Genomic DNA, 22,040 nt, shown 5'->3' on the forward strand with positions numbered 1-22,040 from the left:
ATCCTATTTTTAATAAGTTAACTGTCAGTAAATCTTTCACCGTAAATTATATACGCCGCAAAACTTAAGCTGTCGGGAGTGTGGTCGATGAGTCAAGTCAAGTTACCAAGCAACGCAACTGTCTTGTACATCAGTGGTGTCGCTTCATTGAGTAAAGACAGTCATAAGACCCTGAGCGCTGGTGAGTATCTAAAAGCCGGTGACACATTAGACGTTGCTGAACCAGCACTCATTGAGTTTCTCGGAGAAGATGGTGGGATCTATTTTTATGTTGGCGGTGAAATAGATAGCCTTGCAGCAATTATCAACGACCCAAACCAACTTGACTCAGACAAAGCTAAGATTCAGGAAATTATCGATGCGATAAAGCAAGGGGTAGATCCTACCCAAAACGATGAATACGCCACTGAATCTGGCACTACATTGCAAGGATCTGGTTCAAATGGCTTTATTGTGCTCTCCCGATCAGCCAGTGAAACCATTGCCAGCGCAGGCTACAACACCGAGAACTATGCCACCTCAGGTGTTCCTCAAAATCCTGATGTTCGTGGAGACGTGGACAATCCATTTTCTTCAACCCCGACTATCAGTCTGAACGTTCAATCGCTAACCAACGACAACACGCCGACGATATCTGGCACCACTAACATGCTGCCAGGCTCTATTGTCAATCTCACCATCATCGACGCAACGGGAAAAGTGCAAACTCTAACCACCATTGTGCAGGTAGGCGGTTTCTTTTTCGTCGATATCGCAGATGCATTGGGTGAAGGATCATTCTCAGTCACAGCAACAGTCAGTGATAACCAAGGGAATAGTGCTTCAACCACTGCAACTGGTTTTGTCGATACCTTTGCGCCGGGACAGGGCTCCGGACCAGATGGTACGGATGAACTGCCTATTGTGGACATTCCCGAAGCCTCCGGCGGTATTGGTGAAGATGAGCTGACAGATGGCGTTGAAGTATTGGTCACGCCGCCGACAGGTACCGAACCCGGTGACACCATTACGGTGACTGTCACTCAACCGGATGGCTCAACCTCTAACATTACCACCACGGTGCCTGACGGTTGGACAGGCGGCACCAGTGTGCCTGTGACCGTCTCCCCCGAAGATTTGGGCGGCACAGGCGGTGGTTTGCCTGCCGAAGGTGAATACACCATCACAGCATCAGTGACAGATAGCGCCGGCAACACGTCTGCGCCCAGCACATCCACCACGGTGACGATTGATACCACGGCACCCGGTGAAGGCACCGGACCGGGCGGCACCGATGAACTGCCGCTTGTTGAGATCCCCGAAGCCTCCGGCGGCATTGGTGAAGATGAACTGGCGGATGGCGTTCAGGTACTGGTCACCCCACCGACCGGCACTGAGCCCGGTGACACCATTACGGTGACTGTCTCTCAACCCGATGGCTCAACCACCGATGTCACTGCCACGGTGCCTGACGGTTGGACAGGCGGCACCAGTGTGCCTGTGACCGTCTCCCCGGAAGATTTGGGCGGCACAGGGGGCGGTTTGCCTCCCGAGGGTGAATACGCCATCACGGCGTCGGTTACCGACAGTGCTGGGAATACGTCTGCGCCCAGCACATCCACCACTGTCACCATTGATACCACGGCACCCGGTGAAGGTACTGGACCGGGCGGCACCGACGAACTGCCTCTGGTTGAGATCCCGGAAGCGACCGGCGGTATTGGTGAAGAAGAACTGGCGGATGGCGTTCAGGTACTGGTCACCCCACCGACCGGCACTGAGCCCGGTGACACCATTACGGTGACCGTCACTCAGCCCGATGGCTCAACCACCGATGTCACTGCCACGGTGCCTGACGGTTGGACTGCCGGCAGCAGCGTTTCCGTGACCGTTTCGCCGGAAGATTTGGGTGGCACTGGCGGCGGCTTGCCTGCCGAAGGCGAATACACCATCACAGCATCAGTCACTGACAGCGCTGGCAATACATCTGCACCGAGCACATCGACCACTGTCACGATTGATACCACGGCACCCGGCGAAGGGACGGGTCCGGGCGGTACCGATGAACTGCCTCTGGTTGAGATCCCCGAAGCGACCGGCGGCATTGGTGAAGATGAGCTGACAGATGGCGTTGAAGTATTGGTCACGCCGCCGACAGGTACCGAACCCGGTGACACCATTACGGTGACTGTCACTCAACCGGATGGCTCAACCTCTAACATTACCACCACGGTGCCTGACGGTTGGACAGGCGGCACCAGTGTGCCTGTGACCGTCTCCCCCGAAGATTTAGGTGGTACCGGCGGCGGCTTGCCTGCCGAAGGCGAATACACCATCACAGCATCAGTCACTGACAGCGCTGGCAATACAACTGCACCGAGCACATCGACCACTGTCACGATTGATACCACGGCACCCGGCGAAGGGACGGGTCCGGGCGGTACCGATGAACTGCCTCTGGTTGAGATCCCCGAAGCCTCCGGCGGCATTGGTGAAGATGAGCTGACAGATGGCGTTGAAGTATTGGTCACGCCGCCGACAGGCACTGAGCCCGGTGACACCATTACGGTCACCGTCACTCAACCGGATGGCTCGACGACTGATGTCACCACCATGGTGCCTGACGGTTGGACTGACGGCAGCAGTGTGTCGGTTACTGTCTCCCCAGAAGATATGGGCGGTACCGGCGGCGGTTTGCCTGCCGAAGGTGAATACACCATCACAGCGTCGGTTACCGACAGTGCTGGGAATACGTCTGCGCCCAGCACATCGACCACGGTCACCATTGATACCACAGCACCCGGCGAGGGCACTGGTCCGGGCGGCACCGATGAACTGCCTCTGGTTGAGATCCCGGAAGCAACTGGCGGTATTGGTGAGGAAGAACTGGCGGATGGTGTTCAAGTATTGGTCACCCCACCTGCCAGCACTGAGCCCGGTGACACCATTACGGTGACTGTCACTCAACCCGATGGCTCGACGACTGATGTCACCACCACGGTGCCTGATAGTTGGACTGGCGGCAGTAGCGTTTCTGTGACTGTTTCGCCGGAAGATTTGGGCGGTACTGGTGGCGGTTTGCCTGCCGAAGGCAATTACACCATCACAGCAACAGTCACTGACAGTGCTGGAAACACCTCCGCATCAAGCAGCAATGTTGAATTTGTCGTCGATACCACCCCTCCTGATGCACCAACAATTGAAGAACTGGTAACCAACGATACGACACCTGTCATAACAGGCACTGCGACGCTGGGAGATGGTGAAACGTTAACGGTGACATTAAACGGCATCACTTATGAAAATGTGTCTGTGCAAGGTGACGGCACCTGGAGCATCGAAATCGCTGATGCCAACGCGCTTTCAGAAGGTTCTTTTGATATCACAGCGACCACTCAAGATTCAGCGGGTAACACCAGCTTTGAGACGACAGGCCAACTGGTCGTTGATCTCACCCCTCCTGATTCACCCGTTGTGTCTATCAATGACGATGTAAATAACGATGGGCTCGTTAACACTTCTGAACAGGGAGCCGACAACCTTCAACTCTCGGTTTCCGTTGACCACGCCGACTTAACACAGGGGGGGGTTGCCAGCGTCACTGTCAACAATGGCGGTGTATCAAACACCCTGAACTTCAAACTCAGCAATGGGACACTGACGTTTACAGACGACACCCCGGCTACAGGATACAGCTACAGTAACGGTGTGATTGCTTGGTCTGAAACCGTATCCTCCGGTGACACCATTTCTGTCAGTGCAACGCAAACCGACTTAGGTGGGAATGTTTCGGGCTCCAGCTCAGATTCAGCGGTTGTCACGATCGCGGCTGATGATACTTCTACCAGCCTTGAAGACACCACCAATAGTGGCAATGTTCTGACCAATGATTCGGGCAACACCAGCGTTGTGAGTTTCGTGGTAAATGGTGACACAACAACCTATAGCGCAGGCCAAACGGCTACCCTCAACGGCATTGGCACGCTGGTCTTGAGCGCTAACGGGGCTTACGTTTTCACCCCCAATGCAGATTGGAATGGCGCAGTCCCTGATATCACATACACCACCAACTCCGGTGACACAGCCACCCTGTCTATCACTGTTTCCAATGTTGACGATGCCGTTGATGCGATAAATGACAGCTACACCGTAGACGAAGACAGCTCCCTGCCGCTCAACCTTCTCAGCAATGACCAAGCGCCGGATGGCGGTCTCGAAGTCACCCACATTAATGGCGTAGCACTGATTGGCGGCGCCCAGTCTATCGCGGTGGATAACGGCACTGTTCTTGTTGCTGGCGATGGCAGTTTCACCTTCCAGCCAAACGCTGACTACTTCGGCGCAGTGAGCTTTGACTATCAAATCAAAGATGCTGACGGCGATGTCGATACGGCGACGGTCAGTATTACCGTCAACAGTGTGAACGACAATCCAGATGCCGTGGATGATACCGCTAAAACAATAGACGCTGGTGCGACCGCAACGGGTTACACCGGTGAGAGCATTGACGCCACTATTGTCGAAGGCTACGGGACGAACCGCGTCGACGATTCAGCCTACCTGACTACCACTCATGCAGATGGCAGTTACACGGTTGTCTGGCGAGGCTGGGATAGTACCTATCATGGCAACAATAAAGTCTTTCTTCAGAGCTTCAATGCAGATGGCTCTTTGAAGGGTGACGAAGTCATGCTTGGAACCCGGGACAAAATCGAATCACCACAAGTCACTCAACTCAATGATAGTGGTGACCTGCTTGTCACTTGGACCGGTTACAACAACACCGCCACACTAAACACCCACTCATATGCTCAAGTCGTTTATGCAAACCCTGATGACCATGGGGGCGCAACAACAGGGCCTCAGATTGATCTTGGTGCGTCGCACTTGAGGTCCGTGACGTCTGAAAATTCTGGAGATACCAGTGTCATTGTCTGGCAAGAGAACTTCAACGTTTACATGCAGGTACTGGATTCATCTGGCAATAAAGTGGGAGGCGAGCAGGTAGTAGGCTCGGTGTCTGCTAACTCAAATGGGTATCCGATTGTCTGTAGTCCTGAAGTCTCAGTCTTAGATAACGGTAACTACGTTATCTCTTGGAGCCAGGGCTCCACCGCTACCGCCACAAATACCGTAATGTATTCATCGGATGGCACCAAAATTGGTAGCCAGCAAACCCTGTCTATTGGCGGTACCAATGGTAATTCTGATCAAGAGACCAATATTGTCAGCATCAGCGGTGACAAATACGCGGTCGTTGGCTCCAGCGGCGGCACCGTTAAACTGACATTGATGGATGCTACGACAAACCAGCCAATCGCAGGCTCAACCCAAACATTGAGCTTGAATGGGACAACAGGGAACGACAATCCCTCTATCACAAATGTAGGTACCGACGGTGAATTTGTCGTTGTTTGGCGTGGTATCGAAGACGGACAGTGGCACACCTATATCCAACATTTCGATGCCAACGGTGTAGCAGACCAGCCAACAGACAAATTTATGGCTCCCGGCGGGCATGGTCCTGCCAGAGTAGTTGGCGTCGGCGAGGATGGTGACTATGTCATTGTCTGGGGCGCTATCAATGCAGACGGTAACTACGATGTCTTCACACAGAAATACAGTGCTGACGGCACCAAGATTGGAGAGCAGCTGACATTTACTGGTCAAAACCCAGACGTCAACGACCTGAATTTCGATATCACTCCAATTGGCACTGATGGGTCCTATGCCGTCTCCTTCGTTGGTACAGATTCAGCTGCAAATGGCGGTGAGTACAGCATCTACATCGCTAACGTCGACGCGAGCGGTAATAAAATCGTCGAATATCCAGACGGCAGCGTTGGTGATTTCAACATCACCACAGATGTCACCATTACCTCGGGCTTTTACACCGTCACCTACAGCACAGGTACCCTTTACGCGAACGGCGTGGCCTATCCAAGCGGCAGCCAAGTACCTGCCAGTGAATGGGTAGACGTGAAGTTAGTAGGGGCAACAGGTGCAGACTATGACTTAGTGGTCATCGCCCAAGAACAAATCACGACGACCGAAGACACGGCCGTCATCATCAACACATCAGATTTGCTGGCCAACGACACCGACCCAGATGGCAATCCGCTGACCATTACATCGGTTCAAGACCCACAAAACGGTACTGTTGTTTTGAATGGCGATGGAACGATTACCTTTACACCCGCAGCTGACTACAACGGTTCTGCCAGCTTTACCTACACCATCAGTGACGGACAAGGTGGAACCGACACTGCTACCGTCTATCTGAACGTCACTCCTGATGCCGTTAATGCGATGAATGACGAGTATACCTTGAACAATGGTGGCTCGGTCGCACTTGACCTTATCAGTAATGATACGACGACAGATAGCGGACTTAACATCACACAGATCAATGGGGTTGCATTGACTGGCAGCGCGCAAAGTATTGCTGTAGACAATGGCAGTGTCGTCATTGCCAGCGATGGCAGTATGAGCTTTGTCCCAGATACTAATTTCTATGGGCAAATAGCGTTTGACTATCAAGTCGAAAGTGCAGATGGGAACACTGACACAGCAACAGTCACCGTCGTTGGTGATGCAGACAAACCGACGCTTTCTATCACCAATACCAATACTAACAACGAGGTGTTGGAGTCAGAATTTGCCACTTTCACTATCTCACTGAGTGATCCTGTTGCTCAAGCCACAAAAGTGAAAGTCACCATCTCGACAGATTCAAACTACAACGAGGCCGATATTGGTGGTTACTCTTATTGGACCGGAACTGAGTGGACCAAGTTTAAAAGTGGTAGCCAGCTGACGTTTGACGCCAACCAAACCGAGTTACAGATTCGTGTAAGGTCTGTCAACGATAACAAAGTTGAAGGCAGTGAGACATTAACCATCACTGCCGAACCGATAGCAACAGAAACGCACATAGAAAGCAGTGTGGCCAGCGGCTCAGTTGATATTCTTGACTACGGCTTCAACGATACCAGCGGCAATCAGGCAGGTTTCATACATTGGCATATGGATGAAGACGGCGTTCAACACGTCGTTGGTAACGGATGGAAACCAAACGAAGAAGTCACCCTCATCGGCCCAGATGGCTCTAACAAAGTGGTGTACGCCGACAATGATGGTTTTATCCATGAAAGTGGCGTTGACTACTACACCTCAGCAGGCACGCTGACGGCTCAGGGCGAAACCGGCAATCCTGCTCGCAACTCAACTTCGGTCTCCCCCAATATTACCCCGATCATTCTCGATTTAGACGGGGATGGTATTGAAACCAGCGATGTCACCGAAAACCCGGTCGCCTTTGACTATGACGGTGATGGAAACACTGTCAACACCGGATGGGTTTCGGGTGGCGATGGCTTGTTGGTTCATGACATCAATAAAGATGGTCAAATCAACGATGGCTCCGAGCTCTTCGGTTCTAATACTTACCTTCAGGATGGAACAACCGCTGCTGATGGTTATGAAGCCTTAGCACAACATGACACCAATGCTGATGGCGTGATCGACCAGAATGACGCCATCTACTCCGAGCTAGGTGTTTGGGTTGATAAAGATATGGATGGCGAAACCGACGAGGGAGAACTCCTTAGTCTGGAAGATGCCGGCGTGGCCTCCATCAATCTGGATGCGCAAACCACCGATGATACCCAGAGCAATAACGTCATAGGAAAAACCTCCACCTACACCACCACCGACGGTGAAGAACGCGCGGCGGCGGATGTCTGGTTTGCCACCCAACAAGCCGAGGAGGGAGAAACCAATCTCGCAGGTTTGGTTGAAGAAAGCAGCATCAGCGGCCTCGACAGCAGTGAGTTGGTTTGGCACAGCAATGACGTTTCCACGCAGCCCTTATCAGATACGGTGACCGACTTTACCGTCGGACAATCCACCCTCGATCTCTCTGACCTCGTTATTGACAGCCAAGACAACCTGCTCAGTGAAGAGAATGTCGACATGTTCGAGCAGGACGGTTCGCTGGTGCTAAGGGTCGACACAGACGGCGACCACACATGGAATCAGGAAATCATTCTTCAGGATGTCTCTTTTAACGACATCGTCGATGAGAACGGCGTGATCAAAAGCGGTGTATTTGGCGACGACAACGTCAAAGAGTTGTTCCAGAAAGCAGCATCTACCGACTTTGTTGAAAACTCACAAACCCATTTAGACGATCCGAATATCGATCATTTCTAGGGTCTGTTGACCTTAGTAAGGTATTGAATTTGCAATTAGCAGACAATGTAAAACCTCAGTGGAGCATTCCAGGTTCAGTCCAAACCACTGAAGATCCTTTGCTGGAATGCTTGGTCATATTGACTGAGCACTACGGCACCCCATGCTCAGGAGAAGCTCTGGTCGCCAGCCTTCCCATGAAGGAGGCCCGTCTGACACCTGAGCTTTTCCCGCAAGCATCTTCCCGTGCCGGCCTCTTATCCCGCGTGGCAAGAAAACCACTGAACACCATTGGAGAGATGCTCACGCCCTGTGTCCTTTTGCTTGTCGACCAAAAAGCATGTTTGCTGCGGTCTATCGACGCTGAGGAAGGCACAGCCATCATCCAGCTGCCTGACACGGGAGGGGAAACAGAACTTACCCTTGAGGAACTGGAAGCGCAGTATATTGGCTATGCCATTCTGATCAAAAAGCAGTATCGCGGTGACCAGAGTGTTGATGTTCACTTGCACGGCAAAAAAGGCCATTGGCTGTTTTCGATGCTGTGGGAAGCTGCCCCAATCTATCGAGAAGCGCTGTTAGCCTCTGTTGTGATCAACATTTTTGCTCTTGTTTCCCCGCTGTTTATGATGAACGTTTACGACAAAATCTTGCCGAACCTGGCCTTTGAGTCGCTTTGGGTACTCGCCAGCGGTGCAACGCTGGCTTTCGTTTTTGACTACATCCTTCGCTATGTCAGAAGCATGATGATAGATACCGCGGGCAAGAAGATAGATATCGTGGTTTCTTCTCGTTTGTTCGCCAAATCTATTGGCATTCCACTCGAAAAACGGGGGCCGAGTGTGGGTGGCATGGCCAAACAACTCAGCGAGTTCGACAGCGTTCGGGAAATGCTCACCTCCACGACGGTTACCGCACTGGTAGATTTACCCTTTGCAATTCTTTTCCTTTTCATCATCTACATCTTCGCGGGTGATCTCGCTGTCGTCCCTCTTATTGCTGGCCTCATCATCATTGGCTACGCCTGCGCTATTCAGCCAAGGTTGCGAGCTGCCATCGAAGAAAGCAGCAAATTCGCCGGCTTGAAAAATGGTCACCTGATAGAAAGCCTTTCTGCCATGGAATCCATAAAATCTAACCTTGCAGAAGGCATCGTACAGAAAACGTGGCAACAGATGATAGCGCACTCCGCCGACTGGGGACTGAAAGTGAAAAAGATCTCCCAGTCAGTGTCTTACCTCGCCACCTTTGTTACCCAAATGACGGCAATTGGCGTGGTGATTTTTGGTGTGTATCGTGTTTCACAGGGCGACATCTCCATGGGTGGCATTATTGCTGCTGTGATGCTGTCGAGTCGTGTTGTGTCTCCCATGGCACAACTGGCAAACTTGCTGACTCGCTCTAATCAAACCATGAGTTCACTGCGTCAGCTAGATGGGTTGATGACGCAAGAAGATGAATATGAAGGCAAAGGCCATCTGATCAGTCGTCGACAATTGAAAGGACAAATCGAGTGTGCCGGGGTTTCCTTCACCTATTCTGGCACCGAAGAGCCAGTGCTTTACCCAAGCTCACTCAAAATCACTGAGGGCGAAAGTGTCGCTATCATTGGGAAAAACGGTTCAGGGAAAACCACGCTGCTCAAAATGCTCGCGGGGCTCTATCAACCCTCTCAAGGGAGCCTGAGATTTGATGGTATCGATTCCAAACAGATCCACCCTGCCGATCTACGGCGAAACATCGGCTACATGCCTCAAGATATCACCTTGTTCCATGGTTCCATCCGGGACAACATCCTGTTCGGAACCCGTCAGGTCACTGAACATCAGCTGATACGCGCGGTACAACTCTCTGGCGTTGGTCAGTTCACCTCTCTCGACTCGCAAGGGCTCGATAAGCAGGTGGGTGAAGGCGGCAACTCACTATCAAGAGGTCAACGACAGGCTGTCGCATTGGCTCGCGCTATCCTCAACGACCCTTCCGTGTTGTTGATGGATGAACCTACATCATCCATGGATGCATTTGCAGAAAAGCAATTTATCAGAGCCATGCATCAGGTCAGCAAAGACAGAACCCTCGTTCTCATCACCCACAAAATGTCCCTGTTGGACATAGTTGACCGCGTAATTGTTTTAGACCAAGGGCGAATCTTTCTGGATGGACCAAGAGAAATTGTCCTCAAGCAGCTTTCACAAGGCGCTGGCAATGACGGAGCAAAGAGGAAAGCCAACTATGAGTAAAATTAAAGACAGCAAAGATCTCGACATGGCTGACGATATCTATGGCGCCATGATCATGGATGTACCCAGCAAATATCGCATCGTGCTCTGGTTGTTGATCGTGATGGTCGCGTTGTTCATCGCATGGGCGTCACTTTCATCTCTCGATCAGGTGACTCGCGGGGAGGGAAAGGTGATTCCACCTTCACAAGTCCAACTCATTCAAAGCCTTGATGGCGGCATATTGCAGGAAATGTATGTCACAGAAGGAATGGTGGTGGAAAAAGGCATGCCCATCGCTCTCATTGATGACACTCGGTTTCGCTCTGATGTGGCCCAGCAAGAAGAGGAAGATGCCAGCCTGAATGCCAATATCATTCGCTTGCAGCAAGAACTGGATAGCATTCAACTGCAAAGCCTTGAAGTGACTTGGGAAGACCAGATTTCTATCAAGCCTGTTGATTTGGCCTTTCCAGAGGCACTCATTGCCCAAGAGCCAGAATTGGTGCGACGCCAAAAGATCGAGTCTCAGGGTCATTTAGATGATTTAACCAATAAAATAGAGATCCAGTCTCGGCAGGTTCTCCAGAAACAACAAGAGATTAAAGAGCTCAAAACCAAAATCAAAACACTGGAGAACAGTGCTAAATTGGTTGCCCGTGAATATGAGCTGACCAAACCACTCGCCCAAAAGAAAATCGTGCCTGAGATTGAGTTACTCAAGCTACAACGTCAGCTTAACGACATGCGGGGAGAAATAGCCGCTTTGCATCAACTTCAGCCCAAACTCAAAGCGGAACAAGATGAAGTGATCCTGAAACGCCGTGAAGCAGTTCTCTCCTTCAAAAACGATAACCTCACCCAGATCAGTGAGCTGGAAGCCAAGCTGTCCCGTTTGCAACAAGCGAAAGTCGGCTCACAAGACAAAGTGGACAAAGCCATCATCACCTCCCCTGTCAACGGCACCATCAAAACCATTCATATCAATACGCTAGGTGGTGTCGTCAGTCCAGGCGAGGACATCCTCGAAATCGTCCCTAACGAAGATCAGCTGCTTATCGAGGCCAAAATCCAGCCGAAGGATATCGCTTTTTTGCATGCGGGATTGCCGGCTGTCGTCAAAGTCACGGCTTACGATTTCACCCGTTATGGCGGTCTGCAGGGCAAACTTGAACACATCAGCGCTGACACCACACAGGATGACAAAGGCAACAGTTTCTATCTGGTGAGAGTGAGAACCCATGAGTCAAACCTGAAGGATAAGAACGGTCCTGACATGCCCATCATCCCTGGCATGTTAACCAGCGTGGACATCGTCACCGGTAAACGCACTGTGTTGGATTACATCCTAAACCCGATTTTACGTGCGCGGGAATCCGCCCTTCGCGAACGTTAATTGAGTACATGACCCAGGAGCTCGTCAATGATGCCAAATACAAGCTTTCAAAAGCGCTTCAAACGTCTTCTCATAGTGGCTCTTTCATGCGCTGTTTTGTTGCCAACAACCGTGTATTCCGACACGCTGGAGCAAGCCGTAGCCAAGGCGCTTTCCTCGAGCCCTGACGTAAGACGGGCATTTCACGCACACAAAGCACAACAAGAACAAATTGACCAAGCGTTCTCCGGCTACCTCCCTGTTGTCGATCTCACCGCCGGATATGGCTGGGAACAAACGAACAGTCCTTCAACACGGGCTGCCGGAAGAGAAGACGATGAACTCAACCCAGGTGAAGCAGGGATTAGTATCAGGCAAGCACTATTCAGCGGTTTCCAAACGCAAAACGAAGTCGACCGTTCGAGAGCAGCCGCAAACGCCAGTTATTGGAACCTCATTTCCGCGTCGGAAGACCAAGCCCTAGAAGCGGTGAGAGTCTACATCAAATACCTTCAAGCCAAACAGGTCGTCGAACTATCAGAAGAAAACCTGAAAAGTCATGAGACCATCTATGGTCAAATCAAAGAGAAAACCGATTCTGGCTTGGGCTCCTCAGCGGATTTGTCACAAATTACGGGGCGCTTGGCACGCGCAAAATCCAATCTAATCGCCGCCAGAAATAACCTGATGGATGCAAGAAGCAATTACATCAGAGTGGTCAATGTTCCGCCGGAAGGCCTGAATATACCACTTCCAGACGCCGCACTCATTCCAGCCGATTTAAATCAAACCATTGCCATCGCGGAGAAAGAACACCCCACCATCAAGGTATCTTTCTCGGATATCGATGCCGCCAATTTTCAGCGAGAGGCCGCGAAATCTTCTTACTATCCAGAAGTCAGCCTGGAACTGAACGGAAACTGGAATAACGACATTGGCGGAACACTGGGCCATGACAACGATCTGCAGGCCATGCTGCGTGTGCGTTACAACCTCTACAACGGCGGAAGGGATACGGCATTTGAAAAGGAAATGGCCTATCGCATTGGAGAGTCGAAAGAAGTTAACCAAAAAGCAGTGCGCGATGTGATTGAAGGTGCCACCTTGGCTTGGAATGCGCGAATCAGCCTTCAAGAACAAATGGGCTATTTGAGAGAACATGTTACCGCGTCGGTGGAAACCCAGAGCGCTTACACACTGCAGTTTGGTTTGGGCCAACGCACTCTGATTGACTTGCTGGATTCAGAAAACGAACTGTTCGAATCGAGGAAAGATTATCTCTCCGCAGAATACGACTACCTGATCGCGGAATACCGCATTCTCAATTCAACCGGAAGACTGCTCTCCTCTTTGAGAGTTCAGCCACCTGCAACAAAACAAACCGCGAGTGGAGGAGAATCACAATGAAGAAAGTCTTGATAGCGTTTTGCTTCTTCACTCTGGTTGGGTGCAGTACCAGCGACATTGAAAGCTTCCCGGAAAATGACGAACAGCCTGCTGACTTACGAGATTTAGACCTCGATGGCGTGATTGAAGCGAGAGAAAAGTGCAACAACACCATTAAGGGTGCCGTCGTTAATAACGACGGCTGTTCAGGCGTCAATGTAGTGAGCGAACGCATCACGCTGAATGTGCTATTTACTAACGGTTCCGCTTACGTCAACCCTAAGTATTATTCTGAAATCGCCAAAGTCGCTGAGTTTATGGCGGATTTTCCCTACGCAGAAGTCACCATTGAAGGGCATGCCAGCGCTGAGGGAGCGGCAGATGTGAACAAACGGCTGTCACTGCTACGCGCTAAGTCAATTGCCGCTCTCCTGGCCTCCATTCATCGTATCGATCGCAGCCACATTCAAGCCATAGGGTACGGGGAAGAACGCTTGCTTGATGATGCTGATACACCTGAAGCACACCAACGGAATCGACGCGTCGTTGCAGACATTCGGGGAAGTGATAAGCGCATACCTTTGAAATGGACGATATATACCGACTCTGAATATTGAGAAAGAGCATGATACAGGTCGCTTAACCGACCTGAAATTGCACACAATTCCAAATGGGATACAGCATGACAATAACCAACAAAATCACACTTGTTGTAGCTACCACACTCTTGTTTCTATGCGCAGCGATGGCCTATGCAGAATTCACTGTCAACCTTGCTTTCATCAAACAAGAAATGCAGTTTCAGACTAACAGTGCGATGCAAAACCTGAGTGCCGCTTTGGTGCCAATTCTGGAAACAGGCGATCTGGACAAAAGCGAGCGCTTTTTTGAAACCGTGATGAATGACAAAACCGCTCTCAGTCAGGTGACACTGCAGTGGTTGTTTAACGGTGATTTGCAAACTTGGAGTCAAGAGGTAACCGCTTCTCAACCTGCTCCGGAATGGTTTGTTGCTTTTGACCTCATTCAACCTATTTGGCTAACCAAGACCATCTCAAACGGTTGGGCTGATTTGGCTACCCTTTCAATTGTGATTGAGACCGATAACGCCTATTCGACATTATGGCAGCTGTTTCGATCGTTTCTCATTTCATCCATCATACTGATCACTGCAGCGACGCTCGTGGTTCGGTATACCATCGCCCGCATGCTCTCGCCGGTGAAAACCATCACCCTCGAGGCGAAACGCATTGCCAAATTGGACTTTTCCAATGCCGTACCTGCCCCAAAAACCAGTGACTTATCCGAGCTGACCACCGCCTTCAATGACATGTCATCACAGCTTCAGAATCTTTTCGAAACGCTTAATGAAGAGATAAGTAGCCTGCGTAAAAAATACCTTTATGACGAATCTTCAAGTTTACCAAACCGGAGTTTCCTTATCCGCCAGACCGAAAGCTGGTTGTTGGATGGGGACTGCGGCGTCTTGATGCTGATTAACCTGAAATGGCTTGAAAATACCGACCCAAAACAAGGCACCAAAAACTTCAACGAATGTATTCGTTCTATGGGCCAATCTATCGAACACATATTGGAGCAGACCAACGATTCTTTGGTAGCAAGAACAGCAAAGTATGAAATCGCAGTCCTGATCCCCAGCATTCACGAACAACAAGCCCGTGAGCATCTGAGAAAAATCATCAGAGCCATCAATTCAGAAATCATCAGTAATGGGTTACCCATCGCCAATGGCTTCGCCATCGGGGTTGCGGAACGAAACACAGACGATACTGTTTCATCCCTTCTTGAGCGCGCGAATATCGCCAAAAACCAAGCAGACATTGAAAGCACCGTCTTCGCTTTCTCCCAAACCTCACAGGAACATTCGCAAGAACAGCTCGATGAGAAATTGGTGGAGGCCTTACAGAATGAGACTTTTGAGTACATGTTGCAGCCCGTTTTTGCGACCGCTTCTCACGAGATACAACAATACGAAGTGTTTGCCAGACTTCAGATAGGTAACACCTTCATTTGTGCAAACAAGTGGGTATCTGATCTCTCCAGGCTCTCCATTGCACAAGGCTTCGACCGCTGCGTCGTAAAGAAACTGGTGACTGTTCTAAAATGTGACAAGGAAATCGCTCCCCTTTCGATCAATTTAACGTCAGACAGTATTAAAGATCCTGACTTCATCAAATGGCTTATCGACACCGTCATGGCGAACAAGCTCAAAAACCGCCTCTACTTTGAGTTTGCCGAAGCGATCGCCTGTAACCATCCAGAAGATTGCGAATTAGCCTGCCGGAGCTTTAATGAAGCAGGGATACGCTTTGGGATAGACAGGTTTGGACAACACTTGGCCTCTGTCTCTTTCCTCAAAGTGCTAGAGCCTCACTTTGTTAAGCTTGACCATTCTTTCATTCAAAACCGCGATGGTTCCAGCGACCACTTACTCCTACTGAAACCAATAATAAAAATGGCGTCCAGCCTTGGGATCGAAGTGATTGCGTCTTCGATTGAATATAAGCAGCAGCTCTCTAAGCTTCCGATATCAAACATCGACGCTTATTTCGGCTTTATCTCCCCGCCGTTCGCGTTGGAATCACTGAATGATGAAATGCAAAAATCAGCTTAGCAAACATTCGAGTGACACCAATCAACGATTGCGGCTCCCCTTGTCACGCAATGGGGTTCACCGTTCACTCCCGAAGGCAGCAAACAGGCTTTGCTTCATTTCGCGCGACAAGAAACGTCGTATGTGGAAGGCGACTTCGTCGGGACAAGGTTGTCTCGCCTCGCTCGGCTGAACCCCGCTAGGATTCTGCGCCCCTATCTAAATTGATGCGGATTCCAGAAACGAAAAAGCCCGCTCAATGAGCGGGCTTAATCTAATTTGGCGGAGAGATAGGGATTTACTCGGTCGCTGCGCTCCCTTGCCCTTCGGGCCGTCGCCTTTTCCGACTTCGTCGGGGCAACGTTGTCTCGCTTCGCTCGGCTGAACCCAAGCCTAGGATTCTGCATCCCTATCTATAAATGCTTATTCCAGAAACGAAAAAGCCCGCTCAATGAGCGGGCTTAATCTAATTTGGCGGAGAGATAGGGATTTGAACCCTAGGAGGGCTATAAACCCTCGCCGGTTTTCAAGACCGGTGCTTTAAACCACTCAGCCATCTCTCCGTTGTTGCGGCGAATATTACAAAGCTATCGTGACCTTGTAAAGCGCGAATTTACTCCATTGCTTTCGTTTGAACAGGGTTTAGACAGTTCGTGCAAAGGAACACCAGATCAAGGCCTAAAAAAGCGAACGTTACGTTCGCCTTGATAGCATTGTCTTCATTGACTGAAACCAAACACCTGGGTTTTACCCGAATCGTCCGCCAATATAGTCTCTAGTCAATTTGTGCTCAGGTTGCTCAAACACGTTGGCAGTTTCATTCACTTCAACCAAATCGCCTAAATGGAAGTAAGCAGTGCGATCGGAAACACGCTTCGCTTGTGACATGGAGTGCGTAACGATCACGATGCTGAAGTTTTCTTTAAGCTCTTCAATCAGATCTTCGATGATGCCCGTGGCTATCGGGTCAAGCGCTGAGCATGGCTCATCCATCAGGATCACTTCTGGCGCTATCGAAATCGTTCGCGCAATACACAAGCGCTGTTGTTGGCCGCCAGATAAACCCGTTGCAGGCTGATCCAAGCGTGATTTCACTTCTTCCCAAAGACCTGCGCGTCGCAAAGATTGCTCCACCACTTCATCAAGCTCATCTTTGCTATCCACCAAACCATGGATACGCGGCCCATACGCCACGTTGTCATAAATAGATTTGGGGAATGGATTCGCGCGTTGGAACACCATGCCAACTTGTGAACGTAGCTCGACAATTTCTTGCTCCTTGGCATAGATATCGTGACCATCCAACAAGATTTGTCCTGTCACTTCGCAACCAAAAACGGTGTCATTCATGCGGTTTAAGCAACGTAAAAATGTCGACTTTCCGCAGCCTGACGGGCCGATCATTGCCAACACTTGTTTCTCACCAATATCAAGATTGATATTGCGGATGGCCGATTTGGCACCGCTTTCATAACTCACGCCGACATTGCGTGCCGTCATACGCGGGGATTCAACAAATGGCATGCCGCAAGTTTCTTTGGGGGCCGCTGTATGTTCAGCAGAACGGATACTTTTGCTGATTGAAAAATCAGCCGAATTGGTAATTATGGTGGTCATTTCCCTTCTCCTACCATTTGCGCTCTAGGCGCTTGCGCATGATAACGGCGCACGCGTTCATAAATGCCAAGAAGGCCAGCAGCACCATGATTGCGCCAGAGGTATTCTCAACAAAGCCTTTTTCAGGGTTTTCAGCCCAGAGATAAATTTGTACTGGCAGTGCGGTGGCTGCATCAAGTGGCCCTGATGGAACATCGACAATGAAAGCGACCATGCCAATCATGAGCAGCGGCGCGGTCTCGCCCAGCGCTTGTGCCATGCCAATGATGGTGCCTGTAAGCATGCCCGGCATGGCCAATGGCAGCACATGGTGAATCACCATCTGCATTTTTGAAGCACCAACACCTAAAGCGGCGTCGCGCACGGATGGCGGCACGGCTTTTATCGCCGCTCGGCTAGAAATAATGATGGTTGGTAGGGTCATTAGCGTTAGCACCAAACCACCCACAACAGGCGCAGAACGAGGTAAGTCGGCCACGTTCAGGAACACGGCTAACCCGAGTAAACCGAACACAATTGACGGCACAGCAGCAAGGTTGTTGATGTTGATTTCAATCAGCTCTGTGGCACGGTTGCGCGGCGCAAACTCTTCAAGATAAATCGCGGCGGATATGCCAATCGGAAAACTCAATGCCAACGTGATCAGCAAGGTATAAAACGAGCCTACCGTTGCGCCCCAAATGCCCGCTAACTCTGCATCACGGCTGTCACCATTGGTGAAGAAGTTGGTGTTGAAGACAGTACGAACATTCCCTTCTTTTACCAGTTCGTCATACCACTGAATTTGAAGGTTTTTGAACTGTCGTCCATCTTCTGGCGTAGCTGACGTAATGTTGCCTTTGTTGTACTGATTGAAGTTGTCGCCTGCTTGCGCCCAAAACTCAATGCGTTGTCCGATTAGGGATGGGTCGGCCATTACCTTGTCACGCAAATCGTATTCCGCGCCGTTCGACAAAAATTTATAAAGCGCGCGTTTTTGCTCACGCCCATCAACGGGCACTTCGGCCAAAATTGCTTTGCGAATCACCTTACGAAAACTGGCACTCATCAAGGTCTGATGATTAATGTCACGACCGTTTAAGCCCAAGTTATCCTCTGACAGATCAACCGTCAGTTTGATTTCGGTGGTAAAGAACGCAGTGTAGCCATCAGAGACAATGGTGGTCATCAACACAATCAAGAACGCAAAGGCCATCGAGATAGACGCGATGCCGTAGAAGCGAAAACGCTTTTCTTTGGCGCGACGACGACCCACGCCTGCTTTCACTTTGTCTCGCTTGGTTTCAGCGATTTTTAATAATCTATCAGTCATATTGCTCTCGATATTTTTTCACGATTCGAAGGGCGACAAAGTTCAGTGCCAACGTCACGACAAACAAGGTCAAGCCCAATGCAAACGCTGCCAGTGTCTTCGGACTGTCGAATTCTTGATCCCCCACCAGCAAGGTCACGATTTGCACCGTGACTGTGGTCACTGAATCCAGCGGGTTTGCCGTCAACTTGGCGGACAAGCCTGCCGCCATCACCACAATCATGGTTTCACCAATCGCACGTGACACGGCCAGCAGTAAGCCGCCCACAATGCCGGGGAGTGCAGCGGGAATGACAACATTGATAATGGTTTCCGATTGAGTAGCACCTAGTCCAAGTGAGCCATCACGCAGCGATTGAGGCACCGCGGTGATCACGTCATCTGACAATGACGAAACAAAAGGAATGATCATCACACCCATCACCATGCCTGCCGCCAGCGCACTTTCTGAGGATGCACCTGAAACGCCAACCGCTTCGGCGACATCGCGAATAAAAGGGGCTGCGGTTAATGCCGCAAAGAAGCCATAAACCACGGTAGGGATACCTGCCAGCACTTCCAACACAGGTTTGACGATATTGCGAACCGTTGGCGAGGCGTATTCAGCGAGATAAATTGCGCTCATTAGGCCAATGGGCGCTGCAATACACATGGCAATCAATGAAATCATCAAGGTGCCGGTAAACAATGGAATCGCACCAAATGCACCAGTCGCGCCTTGTTGATCAGCACGAAGGGCTATCTGAGGTGACCATTGGGTGCCAAATAAGAAATCCGTGACGGGAATAATTTGGAAGAAGCGAATGGCTTCAAAAAGCACCGACAGGACAATACCCAGTGTGGTGAGAATGGCCAACGTCGAACAAAACATGAGAAAGAACTGAAGGGACTTTTCGACGTAATGACGGGCTTTTAGCTTGGGCCTCACTGCACGCCAACCGAACGAGAGCCCAACCAGCGACAAGGCAGCCACAGCAACAAAGCGAAGGGTTTGGCCAATGCTCTCAAGATGGTGATAGTAGGCCGCCGCTGCGATTAAAGCAGGCTCGTCAGTGTTAAGCACACCATTGGCAATGTGCACAATTTGGCCAAACAGCAGATGACTATTTTCGTTGGCATCAAGCATGCTCTGAGGCAATTGCGCCAACACCAGCGATTTCACCGTGCTCGGCTCGAATACCTGCCAGATGATAAGAAGAAGTACACTCGGCACTGCCGCGAGAATAGCCGCATACGAGCCATAATAAGCAGGTCGAGAGTGAAGTTTGTTCAGGCCACCTTCTACAGTAGCAATACTCCGGGAACGTTTTTTGGCAAGAAGGTACGCGCTCAACGTAAGTGCGAGTACTACCACCATCAATGTAGACGTTTGCATCCCTTTTCCTTAAATCCCTTTCACAACAAAGGTGGCGTGCTGTTTTCAGCACACCACCCCAGGGGTAACGCGTTACAGATTCGGCGTAAGGCCAACTGCATTGTTGCGAACCAGTTTCAAATCACGCGCTGACAGAGGAATCAATCCGCGGTCAGTCAGATAACCTTCATCACCGATTGCATCTTCAGACGTGAACGAGGCAACATACTGCTGCAGACCTGGAATCACGTCTGCGTGCGCTTTCTTCACATAAAAGTAAAGTGAGCGAGAGACAGGGTATGAACCGTCACCAATGGCATCAAACGTTGGCACTACACCGGCAATTTTTGCGCCTTGTACTTTGTCTGCGTTCTGCTCAAGGAAGCTATAACCGAAGATACCGAACGCTTTTGGATTTGCATCCAGCTTCTGAACGATCAGGTTGTCGTTCTCGCCCGCTTCGATAAATGCGCCGTCTTCACGAATGCCGTGACAAACTGCTTTATATTTGTTTTTGTCTGATTTTTTCAGCGCTTTCAGCTCTGGATATTGGTTACAACCGCCTTCCATCGCCAACTCGACGAACGCATCACGCGTGCCTGAAGTTGGTGGCGGGCCAAGTACTTCGATTTTGGTCGCAGGTAGAGCGGCGTTAACGTCTTTCCAAGTTTTGTTTGGGTTAGCAATCAGATTGCCGTTTGCATCCGGAACCACTTTCGCCAGCGCAGTGAAAATGTCTTTAAGCGAAAGGTCAAACTGCTGCGATTGTTTTGAGTTTGCGAATGCGATGCCGTCATAGCCGATTTTCACTTCAACGATATCTTTCACACCATTTTTCGCACACAACTCAACTTCTGAACGTTTGATTTTGCGCGAAGCATTGGTGATATCCGGTGTGTTTTCACCTACACCTGAACAGAATAATTTTAAGCCGCCGCCTGAACCGGTTGATTCAATTTTCGGTACCGCAAATTCTGACGTGCGACCGAAGCGTTCCGCGACAACAGTGGCAAAGGGATACACTGTGGATGAACCAACAATGCTAATGTAGTCACGTGACGCAGCAGCAACGTTACCCGCCGTAAAGGTAGACAGACATACTGTCGATGCCGCAATCAGAGTCTTAAGTTTCACATCAACCTCCAAGTCGATTGTTTGTTCGTTAAGCAGCCAGAAAAGCCTGTGCTGCTTTCTTATTTACTTCAAAACTGATGTAAAACTTAGAGGTCGTCTGTGACACTAACCTTAACTAAATGTGAACATTTAATTACAACCAGCTTAGGTTTCACGCTGAAACATTAATGAAATCAATATGTCACCCAGATGACATATTGCTTGTTTAGGTTATACCCAAGTCACCTCATCGACGTTTTTTCTCGTACGCATTGCGCGGCTATCGAATCGAGTAGTGGAGGCATGCAGAGGGTGAATCTCATGATCTGGGATCATCATTGATGAACAGCCAATGAGAAAGAGAACATGGTTCAACGCGGGAAAGCAGGCGAGAAAGAAAAATGCAAAAACGAGGTGTTATCGGTATTGGGAAATAACACGGAGACACCCTCATCAAACGGGCAAAAAGTGAAACCCAGCGTGTTGTTTCTTTGTGATGGTGCGCAGGGGTATTCGTTGGTGGCCCAATCTATTTTGAGCCACAAAGCCGATAGCTACTTCAAAGGGCTTTGTGCTTTCACCAGCGATATCTGCAATATTTCTTCGGCCTGCCAATCGCTTCGCCAATACAATATTGCCTGCCGTGATGATCATTTGCGGTCTATTGATGCCTATCAGGAGCAGAATGTGGACTATTTGATCGCGCTTTCTCCCTCTTCGGTGCAATCGGGAAAATCGCTGCCCCGTTATACCAAGTTCATTCCTTGGGATATCACACAAGGTGGTGAAACCAACGACAGGCAGGTGGCAATAAAATACCTCAATGACCAAATCAATTACTTTCTATCGATGTACCTTTACCGCTAGTCGATAGCGCG

11 protein-coding genes, 1 tRNA gene and 1 other RNA gene are annotated in these 22,040 nt (G+C 50.2%); 7 read left to right on the top strand and 6 right to left on the bottom strand.

The window, feature by feature from the left end; translation table 11 throughout:
• The first annotated feature begins 87 nt into the window (after nt 1–87).
• From AB8599_RS10050 to AB8599_RS10075, 6 genes are all read left to right on the top strand, one after another.
• Entirely contained in the window at nt 88–8,193 is an 8,106-nt protein-coding gene (locus AB8599_RS10050; protein WP_407330770.1) for an Ig-like domain-containing protein, read from the top strand.
• 29 nt (nt 8,194–8,222) lie between these two features.
• Nucleotides 8,223–10,412, top strand: a complete 2,190-nt coding sequence (locus AB8599_RS10055) for a type I secretion system permease/ATPase (RefSeq protein ID WP_407330771.1) — start codon at nt 8,223–8,225, stop codon at nt 10,410–10,412.
• The gene (locus tag AB8599_RS10060) at nt 10,405–11,787 is read left to right on the top strand and encodes an HlyD family type I secretion periplasmic adaptor subunit (protein WP_407330772.1); all 1,383 of its coding nucleotides are present in this window, start codon (nt 10,405–10,407) and stop codon (nt 11,785–11,787) included. The genes AB8599_RS10055 and AB8599_RS10060 overlap by 8 nt, the downstream gene beginning before the upstream one ends.
• Nucleotides 11,788–11,817: 30 nt before the next feature.
• Entirely contained in the window at nt 11,818–13,173 is a 1,356-nt protein-coding gene (locus AB8599_RS10065) for a TolC family outer membrane protein (RefSeq protein WP_407333207.1), read from the top strand.
• On the top strand, nt 13,170–13,769 hold the full coding sequence (locus tag AB8599_RS10070; RefSeq protein ID WP_407330773.1) for an OmpA family protein: 600 nt from the start codon (nt 13,170–13,172) through the stop codon (nt 13,767–13,769). The genes AB8599_RS10065 and AB8599_RS10070 overlap by 4 nt, the downstream gene beginning before the upstream one ends.
• A 65-nt stretch (nt 13,770–13,834) precedes the next feature.
• Nucleotides 13,835–15,787 carry an EAL domain-containing protein gene (locus AB8599_RS10075; protein ID WP_407330774.1) on the top strand — a complete coding sequence of 651 codons (1,953 nt, stop codon included), beginning with the start codon at nt 13,835–13,837 and terminating at the stop codon, nt 15,785–15,787.
• A gap of 259 nt (nt 15,788–16,046) precedes the next feature.
• Here AB8599_RS10075 and AB8599_RS10080 read toward each other — a convergent pair.
• The 6 genes from AB8599_RS10080 to AB8599_RS10105 all read right to left on the bottom strand — a co-directional run bounded on the left by AB8599_RS10080 (nt 16,047) and on the right by AB8599_RS10105 (nt 21,183).
• A non-coding RNA gene (locus AB8599_RS10080) (RtT sRNA) lies at nt 16,047–16,194 on the bottom strand.
• Nucleotides 16,195–16,238: 44 nt separating this feature from the next.
• Nucleotides 16,239–16,329: transfer RNA gene (locus AB8599_RS10085), tRNA-Ser, on the bottom strand.
• Nucleotides 16,330–16,513: 184 nt separating this feature from the next.
• On the bottom strand, nt 16,514–17,290 hold the full coding sequence (gene pstB, locus AB8599_RS10090) for a phosphate ABC transporter ATP-binding protein PstB (protein WP_407333208.1): 777 nt from the start codon (nt 17,288–17,290) through the stop codon (nt 16,514–16,516).
• Nucleotides 17,291–17,393: 103 nt separating this feature from the next.
• The gene (gene pstA, locus AB8599_RS10095; protein ID WP_407330775.1) at nt 17,394–18,695 is read right to left on the bottom strand and encodes a phosphate ABC transporter permease PstA; all 1,302 of its coding nucleotides are present in this window, start codon (nt 18,693–18,695) and stop codon (nt 17,394–17,396) included.
• The gene (pstC, locus tag AB8599_RS10100) at nt 18,688–20,070 is read right to left on the bottom strand and encodes a phosphate ABC transporter permease subunit PstC (protein ID WP_407330776.1); all 1,383 of its coding nucleotides are present in this window, start codon (nt 20,068–20,070) and stop codon (nt 18,688–18,690) included. The genes pstA and pstC overlap by 8 nt, the downstream gene beginning before the upstream one ends.
• Before the next feature lie 72 nt (nt 20,071–20,142).
• Nucleotides 20,143–21,183 (bottom strand): substrate-binding domain-containing protein, encoded by a 1,041-nt coding sequence (locus AB8599_RS10105; RefSeq protein ID WP_407330777.1) that lies wholly within the window; start codon nt 21,181–21,183, stop codon nt 20,143–20,145.
• Nucleotides 21,184–21,528: 345 nt separating this feature from the next.
• On the opposite strand from AB8599_RS10105, the gene AB8599_RS10110 reads away from it, so the two are divergent.
• Nucleotides 21,529–22,029, top strand: coding sequence for a hypothetical protein (locus AB8599_RS10110; protein WP_407330778.1), 501 nt, complete (start codon nt 21,529–21,531; stop codon nt 22,027–22,029).
• Nucleotides 22,030–22,040: the final 11 nt, after the last annotated feature.

The sequence above is a fragment of the Enterovibrio litoreus genome (genome assembly GCF_045679545.1).
Classification (GTDB): domain Bacteria; phylum Pseudomonadota; class Gammaproteobacteria; order Enterobacterales; family Vibrionaceae; genus Enterovibrio.

Excerpts from the sequence above, each read along its gene's own strand:
- AB8599_RS10050 (WP_407330770.1), top strand. The coding sequence starts at position 88 with ATGAGTCAAGTCAAGTTACCAAGCAACGCAACTGTCTTGTACATCAGT.
- AB8599_RS10060 (WP_407330772.1), top strand. The coding sequence starts at position 10,405 with ATGAGTAAAATTAAAGACAGCAAAGATCTCGACATGGCTGACGATATC.
- AB8599_RS10065 (WP_407333207.1), top strand. The coding sequence starts at position 11,818 with ATGCCAAATACAAGCTTTCAAAAGCGCTTCAAACGTCTTCTCATAGTG.
- AB8599_RS10070 (WP_407330773.1), top strand. The coding sequence starts at position 13,170 with ATGAAGAAAGTCTTGATAGCGTTTTGCTTCTTCACTCTGGTTGGGTGC.
- AB8599_RS10075 (WP_407330774.1), top strand. The coding sequence starts at position 13,835 with ATGACAATAACCAACAAAATCACACTTGTTGTAGCTACCACACTCTTG.
- pstB (WP_407333208.1), bottom strand. The coding sequence starts at position 17,290 with ATGCCATTTGTTGAATCCCCGCGTATGACGGCACGCAATGTCGGCGTG.
- pstA (WP_407330775.1), bottom strand. The coding sequence starts at position 18,695 with ATGACTGATAGATTATTAAAAATCGCTGAAACCAAGCGAGACAAAGTG.
- pstC (WP_407330776.1), bottom strand. The coding sequence starts at position 20,070 with ATGCAAACGTCTACATTGATGGTGGTAGTACTCGCACTTACGTTGAGC.
- AB8599_RS10110 (WP_407330778.1), top strand. The coding sequence starts at position 21,529 with ATGGTTCAACGCGGGAAAGCAGGCGAGAAAGAAAAATGCAAAAACGAG.